The following is a 16643-nucleotide window of genomic DNA, read 5'->3' as shown; positions in this document are numbered from 1 at the left end:
AATAATTTCAAAAGGGCTGTCTTTCGACAGCCCTTTTTTTATTTCGTTTATTTTACTATATTTAGTATTCCAATTAACAACTATCATGACAAATCTCTATGACGGAAAAATGGCTGCAATTTTTGATGCAATGTACCAAACCTTCATTGATTATGATGAAGAATATCAGTTTTACAATAGCATAATCCATGAAAATAATTGTAAAACTATTCTCGAAATAGGCAGTGGTACGGGTAATCTTGCTAAAAGATTTCAAGAAAATAATCAGGATTATATTGGTTTAGATTACAGCCAAAGTATGATTGCAATAGCCGAAGAAAGAAATAAAAATTGCACCTTTATTCATGGAGACATGAGACTGTTTGAATTAGAAAAACCCGTCGATTCGACACTAATTACAGGACGTTCTACTAGTTATTTAATAACAAATGACGACGTTAACAGTACTTTTGATTCTATTTATAAAAACCTCAATCAAGATGGAATTGTCATTTTTGACTTTATAGATGCTAATCGGTTTATTCCTTTTGCCAAAGAAAACCAAAATATAATTCACGAAGCAGCATATAAAGGTATCAAATATTACAGAAATAGCAATTGGAAAACGACTCTTTCAGATAATTTTATGCTGGAATGGACCGCGCAATATTATAGTTTTAAAGATGAGGAAAAAGAAATAATTGCAGACGATTTTTCTACAGTTCGTGTATTCACCTTAAATGAAATACAATTATTTTTATATTTAAATAATTTTGAAATCATTAAAATAATTGACCGAAAAACATATGCCTATGATACCTATGTAATTGTAGCGAGAAAAAAACAAAAAATAGATTCTTAGTAAATCACTTAGCCCTTTCAAGTAAATAATATAATTTTTTAATGAAATTCTATAACAAATTTACTTACAACTAATTGTAAGTTTGTTATATATAATTTTTAAAATAAATATCATGAAAACTATAATCTTAGGAATGACAGCCTTTCTACTGTCACTAACTGTTCAAGCACAAAATCAAAATGTAAAGTCAGAAGTTAAAACAACAGTTACAAAGGTTAAAGATTCTGAGGGAGAAAAACAATTAATCAAAACTCAGGAAGTTAAAGAAGTTCAAAATATAGAATTAAAAGATGCTAATTCTAATGTTTTGAATAAAGAAGTAAAAGAATCTCCCATTCAAGTGACTGCTACTACGGCAATAACCACAGATGGAATCACAAAAATAATTGATATTGACCGTTCTGCTTATTACAATTTAAATGGTAAGAAATACCAGTTTACAACCGATAATAGTGGCTATACGATGTATTTACCAAACAGTAAAAAAGCTGCAATTTTAAGACGAACATCAAACAACAATTATATTTACAAGTCCAAAAATAAAACTTCATACGGCTATTTTGATGCTAATGGAAATTTAGTTTTAGAATCTTATGATGATAAAACAGATAAAGTAACTACTGAAACGTATATCATTCTCAAAAAGTAATTCTAAAAAGCAAAAAAAATCCTGAGCGAATACTCAGGATTTTTTTTGTTTAAATGAAATCGTTTATTCATTATGCAAAAATGCTTGCCTGTTTAGTAATGTTTCCTCAGATTCAACATGATTGTCATCCGGAATACAACAGTCTACAGGACATACTGCAGCACATTGTGGCTCATCATGAAACCCTTTACATTCTGTACATTTTCCCGGTACAATATAGTAAATTTCGTCAGAAATTGGAGTTTGAGCTTCATCTGAATCTACTTCAGTTCCATCAGGTAAAATTACTTTCCCTTTAAGTTTTGTTCCATCTTTAAATCTCCAGTCATCGGCACCTTCATATATTGCAGTATTTGGGCATTCTGGTTCACAAGCACCACAATTGATACATTCGTCTGTTATTATAATTGCCATCTTTATCTTTTTATGAGTTAAAAGCTATGTCTTTTGAGATAAAATTATTTAAGATTTTTTCTCTTTTGACTTGTAACTTATTATAGCTTATTTTTGTGCAAAATTACAATCAAAACTATTCATAAACAAGTTACTTATGTTACAAAACGAAAAAAAAAGAAGTTTTATCGAATTAGGAAAGTTTTTAAGTCAATTTTCCGAAAATAATACTTTTAAGCAACCAACTGTTTTGCATAACGATCTATTTTTTGATGATTTTATTGATTTAATAAAATTATCACAATCCCATAATGGATGGTATACACCTGAACAAGTTTATTTTTCCATTCAATCTTGGGCAGAAGCACTAACTGAACAAAATTTAAATGAGTGGCTTTCTAACTATGATTTCCCAATAAAAGAATCTAAAAATATCGCTTTGATTCTTGCGGGAAACATTCCGCTAGTTGGTTTTCATGATTTCTTGTCGGTTCTAATAACAGGACATAATGTATTGATAAAGACATCTTCAAATGATCAGCATTTATTGCCCTTTTTAGCTAAATATATCATAGCCGTCGAAGCTGAATTGGCTAATAAAATAACTTTTGTTGACGGTAAATTAGAAAATTTTGATGCCGTTATAGCAACAGGAAGTAATAATACCGCTCGTTATTTTGAGTATTATTTCAAAGACAAACCTTCTATAATCAGAAAAAGCAGGAATTCAATTGCTGTTTTGAATGGAAAAGAAACTAAAGCCCAGTTAAGCGCTTTAGGTGAAGATATATTTCGATATTTTGGTTTAGGATGCCGCAATGTTTCTAAAATTTTTGTCCCAAAAGGATATATTTTTGATGGTTTTTTTGAAGCCATCTTTGAGTATCAAGATGTTATTCATTATGAAAAGTATGCTAATAATTATGATTACAACAAGGCCGTTTTCCTGATGAGTAATTTTAAATTGTTGGATAATGGATTTTTAACCCTAAAAGAAGATAAAAGTCATGCCTCCCCTATTTCTAGTGTGTTTTATGAATTTTATGATGACATCAATGAACTACAGACAAGAATACAATCAGAAAACGAGCAAATTCAGTGTATTGTAAGTAATAATCTGATAGAAAGCAGTATTGACTTTGGACAAACGCAAAGTCCTAAATTATGGAATTACGCAGATAACATCGATACAATTTCATTTTTGCTAACAATATAAGCGAAAATTGTTTGATTTTTTCGAATTATTTAACGCTTTTTAAACTCCTATTGCCGAAATTTGCACTTTAATTTTTTGGACTTAAACTACACCATGAAAAAACACAACTACAGCGCAGGACCTTGTATTTTACCACAAGAAGTTTTTGAAAAATCAGCACAAGCTATTTTAAATTTCAACAATTCTGGGTTATCCATTTTAGAAATTTCGCACAGAAGCAAAGACTTCGTTGCCGTTATGGATGAGGCAAGAGCTCTTGTTATTGAACTTTTAGGCCTTGAAGGGAAAGGATATCAAGCTTTATTTCTTGCTGGCGGAGCTAGTTTAGAATTTTTGATGGCTCCTTATAACTTGATGAAAGAAGGTGGGAAATCTGCTTATCTAGATTCAGGAACTTGGGCAACAGCAGCTATAAAAGAAGCAAAACTTTTTGGAGATACCGTTATTGTAGCTTCATCAAAAGAACAAAATTACAACCATATTCCAAAAGGATACACTGTACCTTCAGATGCTGATTATTTCCATTGCACGAGTAACAATACCATTTTTGGTACACAAATGAAGGAATTTCCATCACTTGATATGCCAATTGTATGTGACATGAGTTCTGATATATTTTCAAGAGAGTTGGATTTTTCTAAATTTGATTTGATTTATGCAGGAGCTCAAAAAAATATGGGACCAGCAGGAACTACTCTAGTTGTTGTGAAAGAGGAAATTTTAGGTAAAAATGGCAGAATAATCCCAAGCATGTTGGATTATACTAAACATATCAAAGCAGAAAGTATGTATAATACTCCACCTGTTTTCCCAGTTTACGCGTCTTTATTGACCTTACAATGGTTGAAAAACCTTGGTGGTGTTGCTGCAATTGAAAAAATAAATAATGCTAAAGCAGCATTACTTTATGGAGAAATTGACAGAAACCCATTATTCAAAGGAGCTGCAGCTGTTGAAGACCGCTCTAACATGAATGCGACTTTCTTATTGAATGATGCTGCTCATGCAGAAACATTTGATGCCATGTGGAAAGCTGCTGGAATATCAGGATTACCTGGCCACCGTTCAGTAGGTGGTTACAGAGCTTCTATGTACAATGCGCTTCCATTAGAAAGTGTTCAGGTATTGGTTGATGTAATGAAAGAATTGGAAAAAAACATGTAATAATTTAAGAATTGAAGATTTAATAATTAAAAAAATTAAATTAGTGAATCTTTCAATTAAAATTATACTTTAAAATTAAAAAATCCTGATTGAATCTTTAAATCATTTAATTTTTCAATCTTTAAATATAAAACATAAATGAAAGTATTAGCCAATGACGGAATTTCTAAAAGTGGAATTCTAGCTTTAGAAAAAGGGGGATTTGAAGTTATAACTACAAAAGTAGCACAAGAACAAGTGGCTAACTTTGTAAATGAAAACAATGTAAGCGTTGTTTTGGTGCGTAGTGCTACCAAAGTTCGTAAAGATATCATTGACGCATGCCCAGGATTAAAAATTATTGGTCGTGGTGGTGTAGGTATGGATAATATTGATGTGGACTATGCTAAAAGCAAAGGAATTCACGTAATCAATACTCCTGCTTCTTCATCAGAATCAGTAGCAGAACTAGTTTTTGCACATTTATTTTCTGGCGTACGTTTTTTACATGACTCGAACAGAAATATGCCTCTTGAAGGAGATACAAACTTTGAAGGTTTGAAAAAAGCATACGCAAACGGAATTGAGTTAAGAGGAAAAACTCTTGGTGTTGTAGGAATTGGACGTATTGGTCAAGCTACTGCTAAAATGGCATTAGGTTTAGGAATGAAAGTGATTGCTGCTGATATGTTTATCCCACAAGTTGACGTTAAAGTTGATTTTTTTGACGGTCAATCTATCACAACAACTATCGTTTCTCAAACATTGGAATCTTTATTCAAAGAAGCTGATTTCATAACATTACACGTTCCTGCTCAAGATGGTTACATCATTGGGGAGAAAGAATTAGCTATCATGAAAGACGGCGTAGGTATTGTAAACTGTGCGCGTGGTGGTGTTATTGATGAAGTTGCATTAGTAAAAGCATTAGACAGCGGAAAAGTATTGTTCGCTGGATTGGATGTTTTTGAAAACGAGCCAACTCCGGAAATGACTATTTTGATGAACCATAAAATCTCAATGACTCCACATATTGGAGCTGCAACAGGAGAAGCACAAGACAGAATTGGTACTGAATTAGCTTCACAAATTATTAGTATATTAGGCTAGTATTTTTGTATTAAATAGTAAAAGGGATTCATTGACATTGTTCAAAAAATCCCTTTTACTATTTAATTTAGTTTCTAATGTATATTCGCACTGTTTAAAAGAATAGTATCAATATCAACTGATTGAAAATTAAATTTTTAAAATAAAACTATACCGAATTATTTATTTTGTAACTTTATAATTCATTTTTTCATCATGAAAAATAGTTTTTACATACTTGCAATTATTTTAGTTTCCCTTTATAGTTGTAAAACTTCAACATCCCCTTTTTCAAAAACAGATAAAACAATTCCTACTCAAAGTGACACTGTTAGAATTGCCAATGATGAACTCCAATATGAAGTCATAATCATAGACCCTGGTTTTAGCACTTGGCTTTATTCAAGAGCTTTTCCTAGAGGGTATCATTCCCGAACTTACTTAGAAAACAAAAATCAATTTTACGTTAGCGAGTGGAACAGCCGTGTTTTACAACCACAACGATATGATCCTAATCTTTATGAAATGAGTATTAACTATGATTCTAACATTGATTATGGTTATGAAGTGAACTATTTGATTTATAATTACTTTATTTATTTTCAAAATACCTACAAACAAAGACTCTTTGGTACTGTTCCCTCAAGATAATGTCACTATATTTGTAATCATTATAAATAAAAATGAGCGATTTAAAAAAACGTTGGGGAATTGAGACCAATTTCCAACTCACAATTATATTTATAGTTTTTGCAATTACTGGTTCGGCTTCAGCTTGGTTATCAAAACCATTTTGTTTTTGGCTGGGAATTACAAAATCAGACTTAGGTTATTGGTTCACTCCTGTTAGACTATTATTAATTTTTCCAATATACCAAGTACTTTTAGTCTCGATCGGATTTGTTTTCGGACAATTCAAATTCTTTTGGGCATTCGAAAAAAAGATGCTAAAACGAATGGGATTCGGATTTGTTTTTAAAGAATAAAAAACGCTTCAATTATGAAGCGTTTTTTTTTTTATCCAATAATTATAAATCCAAGTCAACGTAAATGTGGGAATAAAATCCGAAAATGGCAAGATTTCTTCCAGAAAAGTAACTACTCCACCCACTTTCCCAACCGTTCCTTTATACATTGTTGTCATTAAATAACCGGCAATGGGAGCCCAAACCACATCGGAGAATTCTCCAATAAATGGTACCGTAAACGATAACATTCCTATGGTATCAAATAATATCCCCAGAAAAAGATTTCTTCTTTTATTATCTGTTTTGCCAATTTGTACTTTTTCCATTATTCTGTTTTAGAACTATTTGTACAAATCTAATGCCAATTAATTTTTGAGCTTGTCTTTGAAAATCTTCTTCAATTTTTCTACTTTTGGCGTAATTACATAACTGCAATATCCTTGCAATTTATTTTGATTGTAATAATTTTGATGATAATCCTCGGCTTCATAAAATATTGTAGCTGGTGAAACGACAGTAACAATTGGTTCACCAAACGTATTTTCTCTAGTCATCAAAGCAATATACGCTTCGGCTAAATCTTTCTGATTTTCATCATTATAGAAAATTTCGCTTCGGTATTGTGTACCAACATCATTTCCTTGGCGGTTCAAAGTAGTGGGATCATGCGTTGCGAAAAATATTTCCAACAGTTCACCAAAACTTATTTTACTGGGATCAAAAGTAATTTGAATAGCCTCAGCGTGACCCGTGTCTCCATTGCAAATAGCCGCATAAGTTGGATTTATTGTATCTCCGCCTATATATCCCGAAACCACCGTTTTCACTCCATTTAATTCTAAAAAAACTGCTTCCGTACACCAAAAACAACCGCCGGCAAAAGTGGCAACTTCCATTTCTTGTTCCATTTCCATTTATTAGTTTATTTCGTTTACAAAAAAAATAATTTTGGTTTATTATAACCAATAATCTAAAACCAAATTTAATCTAATAATTGGAAGTGATTAATCCGTATTAACTAAAGTTTATAATTTTTGAAGGGAAAATATATTGTGAACCATTTAATAATCATTAAAATCTTTGTTACTTTGTGAAAATAGTTTCAAAATGATACAAGTAAAAAATCTACATAAATATTACGATCAACTACATGTGCTGAAAGGCGTTGATTTACATATTCAAAAAGGAGAGATTGTCTCGATCGTAGGTGCTTCTGGTGCCGGGAAAACAACACTTTTGCAAATTCTTGGAACTTTAGACAAACCTACAGTTGAAAACGGAATCGAATTACGTATTAATGACGAAGATATTCTGACTATGAACGACAAAAACCTGTCTAAATTCAGAAATTTAAATTTGGGTTTTATTTTCCAATTTCATCAATTATTACCTGAATTTACGGCATTGGAAAATGTTTGTATTCCCGCTTTTATTGCCAATAAATCCAAAGTGGAAACTGAAATAGAAGCCGAAAAACTACTAACCTATCTTGGCCTTTCACATCGTATGAACCACAAACCCAATGAACTTTCAGGCGGAGAACAGCAACGTGTGGCAGTTGCAAGAGCGTTAATCAACAAACCCGCAATCATTTTTGCCGATGAGCCTTCGGGAAATCTAGATACCGCATCTGCTGAAAACCTGCACCAATTATTTTTTAAATTACGTGATGAATTGGGACAAACTTTCGTGATTGTAACTCACAATGAAGAATTAGCAAATATGGCCGATAGAAAATTAGTAATGGTAGATGGATTGATTAGTAATTAGGAGTTATTTCCAGTTATACGTTGCAATCTTTTGCTTTTTAAAGAAAAAGTAAAAGGATTTCCACTGCAAAAGAAGTTCACTGAACTCCTATGAAAATAGAAATAAAGTGAAGTAATCCGGGCTATCCTAATTAGTTATAAGCTGAATTAATAATTTATAGTTTTACATTTGCCAAACTAAAAAAAATCTACAATGGAAATCTTACTCATAATTCTAGTTATATTTTTATTATTTTATGTCCCTAAATATTTTAGAAAACGTAAGTTATAGTAATTAATTTAAAAAATCATTTTCTGTCTATACTGTAAATTCACGTTTTTATTCTTCCACATTCTTCATTTTCATTAAAAGCGAATATGCCCCTTTAATCACAATATTCGCCTCTTTTAAATGATTATTTGAAATAATTTCCGTAAATCCGTTCTCAATAGTTCCAATTGTGATTTCCTTCATTTCAAATTGCTTGTTTCCTTTAGAAACAAAAATATAATTCTTCTTTTCATAATTCACAATAGCATCAGATGGCAACACATTTGATTGCTGGCTTTTTAATTCTATTTCGGCATTCATATACATTCCCGGTAAAAGTGTTTTATCATAATTTATAAAATGGCAGTGTATTTCAGTGCTTCGGTTTTCTGAAAAATCCTTACCGATTAAAATAATTTTGCCATGATATTTTTTTTCAGGATTGGTATTTGTATAGGATATAACTGATTGGCCAATAGTCAATTTATTGATGTCTTTTTCGAAAACAGTCAATGCCAAATGAATATCAGATGGATTTACAATCTCGAATAAAATATCGCTTGGGTTTACATACTTGCCAATATTTACGTTTACTTTAGATACATAACCGCTTATTGGCGAATAAATATTAATGCTTTTTGAAATATTCTTGGTAGAAACATTAATTGGATTTATCCCTGCGAATTTTAATTTCTCTCCATACGATTGTACCATTACCGATAGTGAATTGTATTCTGATTGTGCTTGTTGATATACTTTATCGCTGCTGGCTTTGCTTCGGTTGAGTTCTTTTTGTCTTTCGAATTCGGCTTTTGCGTACCCTATTTTTGCTTTCGCCAAAAGGTAATCTTCCTGCAATTGAATGTATTGCTGGTCTTCTACGACGCACAATACTTGTCCTTTGGTTACATACATTCCCTCTAAAAGTTTAGTGTATTTTAAATAACCACCCATCGGCACACTTATGGAAACTAAATTTTGAGGTGGAACATCTATTTTACCATTTAATTTTAAGACAGATGAAATTTGTTTTTGCTCGATTTTCCCAGTTTCAATACCTGCATTTTTTATTTGTGCATCGGTAAGAGTTGTCGTGTTTTCGATAGTTGGATTAGCTTCTGTTTCGCTTTCCGTTTTCTTATCTCCACACGAAGAAAGCAATATTATTGCCAGTATGGTAAGGATTCTATTTTTACACATGATTGTATTTTTATTTTGGTATTTGTGAATCTGCGATTTCATTTTATTTATTTTGAATAGTAAGATAATGTTTGTTTTTAAAATTTCATTGCCATTGCTAATCGGCTAGGCATCAATCGTAATGCGAAGGAGTTTTATGGAATTAATAAAGACTAAAGTGTCAGGAAGCAAATGAATAGCTGCCGCCTCAATAGGTCCAATTATTTTAAGCAAGACAAGGGTAATTCCAATTACATGAACGACACCAACCCCTACAAAAATATTTTCGCGAATGGTTCGATAGGCTCTTTTACTAATAGCACGAGCCTTGGCGATTTTCACCAAGTTATCCTGCATCAGAACGATATCGGCTGCTTCCATTGCTGCTTCGGTTCCCATCGTACCCATTGCGATACCTATATTTGCCTGGACTAAAGCAGGGGCATCATTAATGCCGTCGCCCACCATTGCAATTTTAGAACCGTCTTTTTGCAGTTCTTTGATAATATTGATTTTGTCTTCGGGCAATAAATTGGCTCTGAAATCGGTAATGCCGATCTGATTGGCAATATGCTTGGCAGTTTCAGGATTATCACCGGTAAGCATAATTATGTTTTGAATACCACTTTTTCTTAAACCTTCAATCATTTCTTTTGCACCTTCGCGTATCGCATCTGTTATATAAAAGATACCCACCAATTTAGTATCAATTGAAAGATAAATAGCAGTATCGGTATTACTTTCTGAGGATTTCGACACCGTCACTTTACTTTCTTCCATAAAGAGCTTGTTTCCTAATAAAACTGATTTGCCATCTATTTTTGCCGAAACACCCCGCCCTTTTACCACCTCGAAATTTTCAGGCTCGCCATAAGTAAGTTTTAATTTATCGGCATAGCTTAAGATTGCTTTTGCTAATGGATGGCTGGAACGGCGATCAACGGATGCAGCAAATTGAACCAATTGGTTTTCATTATAAGCAGGATCTAATATTTCAACGCTATTCACAGTAGGGCTTCCAATGGTTAGTGTGCCTGTTTTATCAAAAACAATGGTAGATACTTTAGCAAGCTCTTCTAAAAACAATCCTCCTTTTATCAAAATTCCTTCTCTCGCGGCCCGGGCAATTGCCGTTATGGTCACAAGCGGAGTTGCCAAGCCTAATTCGGCAGGGGAAGTAAAAATCAGCAATGCAATTACCAGTTTGACATCACGGGTAAAAAAGTAAACCGTACCAACAAAAATAAATACCACCGGAATAAGCCAAGAAGCCACTTTATCGGTGAATTTTTCAATAGGTGCTTGCTGGCTTTCGGCCTCTTCCACCAAGGCTATAATACGCGAAAAAACGGTGTCTAATCCTGCTTTAGTCATTTCTATATCGAGCGCACCTAATTCCAGTATGGTTCCGGCAAATACTTCACTTCTAACTGTTTTTTCTTGCGGAACACTTTCGCCTGTTATTGGCGCCTGGTTCACCGAACCGGATCCGCCAATTACTTTACCATCAACAGGGATTTTTTCTCCGGCTTTTACCATAACAATATCGCCAATTTTTAAATCGCTTATTTGTACTAAGGATTCCTGATTGTCTTTTTTTACTATTGCCGTTTTTGGAACTGAACCAATCAACTCTTTAATAGACGATCTTGCTTTTTCAGTACTTGCACTTGCGATATATTCTGCAATAAGGATTATCATAAGCACAACAGCACCAGCTAAATATTCTTTGCCAAGAACTGAAATTATTACCGCTATGGTTATAAACAATTCGGTACCTATTTTTCTTTCTTTTATGATATCCAGTACCGCAGTTTTTACTAATGAATAAAGACCGAAAGCCATTGCGACAATCAAAATAGGCATTGGAATAACATCAAAATAAAATAATAAACAGGCTATTCCCACTGTTATGATCCGTACAATTTCCCAAAGGAACTGTCGCGAAAAAAAGGTTTGCGTATAATTCATATGTTGATATTTATTGTTTTTTATCGGTCATATGTAATTCGCATATCATCATTGGCGCTTGCGACCCCAATTGCAATCATGCTCATTTCATAATTAAACTATTTTAATTAGTTAATGCATTGATTTCAATCACACTTATATTCAATTTTCTAACGGCCTCAATATAATCTCTTTGAATTTCTGTACTTTGATTAATGAGCATTACCCATTCCAGATAATTAATGTCACCATTGATAAATTTATCATTAGCAGCTTTGGTTACCAAATCAACATTTTTCAAGGCTTGACTTTCGTAATAGGCGATAGTTTCTTTGTGTTTTTTATATTCTTGGACTAATTCCTGATTCTTGATTTCTAATTTTAGTTTTTCATTATTTAAATTATTTTCGGCAATTTGGGTGTTTATCTCTAATGCTTTTTTCTTATTATTTATTGCCGCATTGAATAACGGAATTGCCACTCCAAATTGTCCGTAAACACCATTATAACTGTTTTGAAATACAGTGTTTGTTTTGAAAGTCTGGTAAAAAACACCACCTATTAATTCGGGTAATTTTTTAGATTTTTCAAGTGAAATTTCCGCTTTGCTGCTATTTACCTCTTGCTCAAATAATTTTATACTGGGTTGATTTCCAATAGCACTTTTATTTGAATTTTCAGCAAAATCTATTTTAAATTTATCTGAAACTGGGATAAAGTCTTTGTCAGTATTAAGTAAATACTTGAATTGCGATTGTATTATTTTATAATCATTTTGTAATTCCAGAAGTTGAATTTTTATTTGTCCAGATTGGTTTTCAGCTGTTGCTTTTTCTAATATATTACTTTCGCCTTTATCAAAACGGAGCGCTGTTTTTCTTAAAAATTCGGAATAGATACTATCACTTTTTAGTAATAATTTTTCCTTTTCTTTTAGATAAATCATTTCGTAAAACACAGTTGTTACTTTTTTGGTCAATTCTTTTTTCTGTAATGCTTCATTCCATTCGCCCATTTTAGCATCTTCAATTAAAAGTTGTTTCTGTCTTTTGTAAACGGTTGGAAATTTTATGCTTTGCGAAATACCAATTTTCACATCATTTACATTGCTGTTAAATTGACCGTATTCGCCAATAATTCCCGTGTTGTAAATATCATAGCCTGTTTTAGTCATTTGTTGCAAATACTCTGAATTTAGTTTTCCATTTTTAATTTTGATATTATTTGAAAGAGCCGTTTCAATAGCTTTCGCTATTGAAATTTTTTCCTGAGCATCTGCATTTTGAAAAGAAAAAAACAGTCCCAATACCATGATTGTTGTAATTGATTTTATCTTTTTTGGTTTTAAATTAATTCCTTTTTCAAACATGATATATAAAATTGGTAGAACAAATAAAGTTAAAAACGTGGCAATCAACAGACCGCCAATTACCACAGTTGCTAAAGGTTTTTGTACTTCTGCACCAGAACCGTTGCTTAATGCCATAGGTAAAAACCCTAATGATGCTACAAATGCAGTCATTAAAACTGGGCGTAAACGTATTTTAGTTCCTTGTAAAACAATCGCTTTTAGATCGGTTTCACCCGATTTTCGTATGCTGTTGAATTCTGCAATCAATACTAATCCGTTTAGAACCGCTACACCAAATAAGGCAATAAAACCAACTCCTGCACTAATACTAAAAGGCATTCCACGCAATGCTAAAAAGAAAATACCTCCAATTGCCGAAAGTGGAATGGCTGAATAAATCAATAAACCTTGTTTTACTGAATTAAAAGCAAAATATAACAAAATAAATATTAATATCAATGATATGGGAACTGCAATCATTAAACGGGTTTTGGCTTCATTTAAGTTTTCAAAAGCACCACCATAAGTAGGATAATAACCCGCCGGAAATTTTATTTTGGTTTCGACTTTTCCTTGCAATTCTTTCACGATACTTTGAACATCACGATCACGAACATTAAAACCAACTACAATTCTGCGTTTAGCATCTTCTCTTTGTATCTGATTAGGCCCTTCGGTAATTTCAACTTTTGCTAATTGTGATAAAGGAATTTGTGTTCCATTTGATGCAGGGATTAATAGATTTTGAACATCCGATAAATCTTTTCGCTTTTCGCCTTCTAAGCGAACTACTAAATCAAACCGTTTTTCCCCTTCATAAACAACTCCTGTGCTTTGTCCTGCAAATGCGGTGTTTACTATTCGATTAATATCTTCGATATTCAAGCCATATTGTGCAATTGTCGCTCGATTGTAATTGATCACAATTTGAGGCATTCCGGTAACTGTTTCTACATAAAGGTCGGAAGTTCCTTCAACAGTATTAATTACTTTGCCTAATTTGCTCGCATATAATGCCAGTGTGTCTAAATTTTCGCCAAATATTTTGCACACTACATCTTGTCTTGCTCCTGTCATCAGCTCATTGAAACGCATTTGAACTGGGTATTGAAAACCATAAGAAACGCCTGGAACGGCTTCTAATTCTTTTGCCATTTTTGCTGATAATTCATCAAAAGTTGTGGCAGAAGTCCACTCGCTTTTGTCTTTTAAAATCACCATCATATCACTGGCATCAATAGGCATTGGATCGGTTGGAACTTCACTACTTCCAGTTTTGCCTACAATTTTCTCTACTTCTGGAAATTTTTCTATTAGTATTTTTGCACCTTGTGAAATGGCAGTCATAGAAGTTTGTAGATTGCTTCCTGGTAAAACTCTGGTTTCTACTGCAAAATCACCTTCTTCCAATGAGGGCATAAATTCGCCACCCATAAACGAAAGTGTAATCAGCGCTAAAACAAATAAACCCAAAATTGCAGCAATAATTGTTCGAGGAATTCCTAATGCTTTATTTAGAAGGGGTTGATAGAAATTTTCTAATTTTTCCATCATTCTATCTGAAAAAGTTTTTTTGTGGGATATATTTTTATTCAAAAATAAAGCGGTCATCATTGGAACATAAGTCAGTGACAATATAAAAGCACCAAATAATGCAAATGCAATAGTTTGTGCCATTGGTAGAAACATTTTTCCTTCAATACCACGCAAAGTAAAAATGGGAATGTATACTATCAATATAATTAATTCCCCAAAAACGGATACATTACGCATTTTTATAGACGTTTTTAATACGGTATTGTCCATTTCTTGCTGTGATATTTGAGAAGCTTTTCTGCTGTGCAAACTAAACAAGCAGGCTTCTACAATTATAACGGCACCGTCTACAATCAATCCAAAATCTAATGCTCCTAAACTCATTAAATTACCGCTCACCCCAAACACATTCATCAATATGACTGCTATTAACATTGCTAAAGGAATAACTGAGGCAACAATTAATCCTGCTCTTATGTTTCCTAAAAAGAAGATTAAAACAAAGAGGACTATTAATGCCCCTTCTAATAAGTTTTTTTCTACCGTTGAAATGGAATTATTTACCATTTTGGTTCGGTCTAGAAAAGGTTCCAGAATAACGCCTTCAGGTAATGTTTTTTCGATTTGTGTAATACGCTCCTTAATGTTTTTAATAACCACATTGCTGTTGGCTCCTTTTAACATCATTACTACTGCTCCCGAAACTTCGCCGGATTGCACTCCTTTTTTATTAAAAGTCATTGCACCATATCGGATAGCACTACCAATACGAACATCAGCTACATCACGAATGAATAAGGGGCTTTCGCTATTACTATTTTTAATAGAAATGTCTTTTATATTTTCGATAGTATTAATTAATCCTTCACTTCGGATGTATAAAACTTTAGGCCCTTTTTCAATATAAGCACCACCCGTATTTTGATTGTTTTTTTCTAACGCTGTAAAAACATCAGCAATTGTAATATTGTACGATTGCAATTTATTAGGATCTATGGCAATTTCAAATTGTTTCAATTTTCCACCGAAACTGCTAACTTCTGCGACACCTTCAACGCTTAATAATTGACGGCGAACAATCCAATCCTGAATGGTTCTTAATTCGGTTATATCATATTTTTTTTCGTAACCGGGTTTGGTTCGGACAGCATATTGGTAAATTTCGCCCAGTCCTGTTGTCACTGGGGCCAAAAATGGATCACCAATGCCTTTTGGTATTTGGTCTTTAACAGCACTTAATCGTTCAGTAACTTGTTGTCTTGCCCAGTACACATCCGTATCATCATTAAAAACAATCGTTACAACTGATAAACCAAAACGAGAGAAACTACGAATTTCTTTGAGTCCAGGAATATTACTATTGGCTTGTTCAATTGGAAAAGTAATCAGTCTTTCTATATCAGTTGCGCCCAGTGATGGCGCAGAAGTGATTAATTGTACCTGATTATTCGTAATATCAGGAACTGCATCGATTGGTAATTTGGTAAATTGGTAACTCCCATATCCTATAAGAGCAACAATGAAAAGACCAACGATAAGTTTGTTTTTGATTGAAAATTCTATGATTTTATTTAACATAATTAGTAAGATTAATGAAATTATAACCAAAAGCATTTTGCAAAAAGCAAATACTATTAGTAAAAGATAATGCAGTAATTAGGAAAATTTATAAAATTTCTAATTACAGAACTACATTAAAGAATCATTAAAATAATTTGGGCGGTTGCCAGATATTTGTAAAAGCAAAAGAAGAATAAATTTGTTTACAAAAGGGAATTTTAATTTTTGAAGTAATTAAAATTATTTTTCTAAGGGAAAAAAACGTTTGATTTTCAAAAGCAATAATGGTATTAACCGAATGGCAACAGACTGTTTTAAATGGCAGGTTTTGGTGATCGTGTTTATTATTACCCGAATGATCTGTATTTTTGTTGTAATGTATATTCAAAAAATCGACAAAAGAAATACTGTTATTGTTCTCTTCGTGTTCAATATAATGATGGATTAAGTTGGGTAATTTCAACAATTGCCCCATTTCAGTGTTAGTACACAAAAAAATAAATAGGAGTGATATGGCAATTGATTTTTTCACGAATGTAAAAATAGGATTTTTTATTTAATATTTAAAATCTTTGTATTGTATTCTAAAAAGAATTGAGTTTATCGATATGAAATTTTATATCATAAAAATATGCTGAGTTATTTTCATCACATTTCACTTATGAACAACTTTTGATATAAGTATACCATATTCATTTTAATCTAATTATTTAAAACAATACACAGATTGTAAGGAGTGAGGAAAACAC

The 16643-nt window shown here is 32.5% G+C and carries 14 protein-coding genes; 8 read left to right on the top strand and 6 right to left on the bottom strand.

From position 1 onward, the window contains the following. Positions 1–85: 85 nt before the first annotated feature. Both ACM55G_RS10205 and ACM55G_RS10200 read left to right on the top strand, forming a co-directional pair. On the top strand, positions 86–841 hold the full coding sequence (locus ACM55G_RS10205) for a class I SAM-dependent DNA methyltransferase (protein WP_416843818.1): 756 nt from the start codon (positions 86–88) through the stop codon (positions 839–841). 112 nt (positions 842–953) lie between these two features. After that, the gene (locus ACM55G_RS10200; protein WP_416843817.1) at positions 954–1490 is read left to right on the top strand and encodes a hypothetical protein; all 537 of its coding nucleotides are present in this window, start codon (positions 954–956) and stop codon (positions 1488–1490) included. A gap of 63 nt (positions 1491–1553) precedes the next feature. On the opposite strand, the gene ACM55G_RS10195 is transcribed toward ACM55G_RS10200, so the two are convergent. Next, positions 1554–1904, bottom strand: a complete 351-nt coding sequence (locus ACM55G_RS10195; protein WP_416843816.1) for a 4Fe-4S dicluster domain-containing protein — start codon at positions 1902–1904, stop codon at positions 1554–1556. Between the two features lie 136 nt (positions 1905–2040). On the opposite strand from ACM55G_RS10195, the gene ACM55G_RS10190 reads away from it, so the two are divergent. The 5 genes from ACM55G_RS10190 (at position 2041) to ACM55G_RS10170 (ending at position 6317) form a co-directional block, all read left to right on the top strand. After that, on the top strand, positions 2041–3099 hold the full coding sequence (locus ACM55G_RS10190; protein WP_416843815.1) for an acyl-CoA reductase: 1059 nt from the start codon (positions 2041–2043) through the stop codon (positions 3097–3099). Between the two features lie 93 nt (positions 3100–3192). Next, positions 3193–4263 (top strand): 3-phosphoserine/phosphohydroxythreonine transaminase, encoded by a 1071-nt coding sequence (gene serC, locus ACM55G_RS10185; protein WP_416843814.1) that lies wholly within the window; start codon positions 3193–3195, stop codon positions 4261–4263. Between the two features lie 138 nt (positions 4264–4401). Further along, positions 4402–5352, top strand: a complete 951-nt coding sequence (locus ACM55G_RS10180; RefSeq protein WP_416843813.1) for a D-2-hydroxyacid dehydrogenase — start codon at positions 4402–4404, stop codon at positions 5350–5352. A gap of 195 nt (positions 5353–5547) precedes the next feature. Further along, positions 5548–5982: a DUF6146 family protein gene (locus ACM55G_RS10175; RefSeq protein WP_416843812.1), complete on the top strand. Its 435-nt coding sequence runs from the start codon at positions 5548–5550 to the stop codon at positions 5980–5982. 32 nt (positions 5983–6014) lie between these two features. Continuing rightward, the gene (locus ACM55G_RS10170; protein ID WP_416843811.1) at positions 6015–6317 is read left to right on the top strand and encodes a DUF6787 family protein; all 303 of its coding nucleotides are present in this window, start codon (positions 6015–6017) and stop codon (positions 6315–6317) included. Positions 6318–6325: 8 nt separating this feature from the next. Here ACM55G_RS10170 and ACM55G_RS10165 read toward each other — a convergent pair whose 3' ends face one another. Together ACM55G_RS10165 and msrA are read right to left on the bottom strand one after the other, a co-directional pair. Then, a complete protein-coding gene (locus ACM55G_RS10165) occupies positions 6326–6625 on the bottom strand; it encodes a hypothetical protein (RefSeq protein ID WP_416843810.1) in 300 nt (99 codons plus the stop codon). Positions 6626–6664: 39 nt separating this feature from the next. After that, the gene (gene msrA / locus ACM55G_RS10160; RefSeq protein ID WP_416843978.1) at positions 6665–7207 is read right to left on the bottom strand and encodes a peptide-methionine (S)-S-oxide reductase MsrA; all 543 of its coding nucleotides are present in this window, start codon (positions 7205–7207) and stop codon (positions 6665–6667) included. A gap of 199 nt (positions 7208–7406) precedes the next feature. Here msrA and ACM55G_RS10155 point away from each other — a divergent pair, with 199 nt between their 5' ends. Next, on the top strand, positions 7407–8069 hold the full coding sequence (locus ACM55G_RS10155) for an ABC transporter ATP-binding protein (RefSeq protein ID WP_291246788.1): 663 nt from the start codon (positions 7407–7409) through the stop codon (positions 8067–8069). Between the two features lie 318 nt (positions 8070–8387). Here ACM55G_RS10155 and ACM55G_RS10150 read toward each other — a convergent pair whose 3' ends face one another. The 3 genes from ACM55G_RS10150 to ACM55G_RS10140 form a co-directional block, all read right to left on the bottom strand. Further along, positions 8388–9560 (bottom strand): efflux RND transporter periplasmic adaptor subunit, encoded by a 1173-nt coding sequence (locus ACM55G_RS10150; protein ID WP_416843809.1) that lies wholly within the window; start codon positions 9558–9560, stop codon positions 8388–8390. A gap of 63 nt (positions 9561–9623) precedes the next feature. Further along, positions 9624–11468, bottom strand: a complete 1845-nt coding sequence (locus tag ACM55G_RS10145; RefSeq protein WP_416843808.1) for a heavy metal translocating P-type ATPase — start codon at positions 11466–11468, stop codon at positions 9624–9626. 103 nt (positions 11469–11571) lie between these two features. Further along, positions 11572–15912 carry a CusA/CzcA family heavy metal efflux RND transporter gene (locus ACM55G_RS10140; protein ID WP_416843807.1) on the bottom strand — a complete coding sequence of 1447 codons (4341 nt, stop codon included), beginning with the start codon at positions 15910–15912 and terminating at the stop codon, positions 11572–11574. Between the last annotated feature and the right edge of the window lie 731 nt (positions 15913–16643).

This window comes from Flavobacterium algoriphilum, assembly GCF_048158655.1.
Taxonomy (GTDB): Bacteria; Bacteroidota; Bacteroidia; order Flavobacteriales; family Flavobacteriaceae; genus Flavobacterium; species Flavobacterium algoriphilum.
Note: the sequence above shows the minus strand (reverse complement) of the source record. Positions and strands in the feature narration are given on the sequence as shown.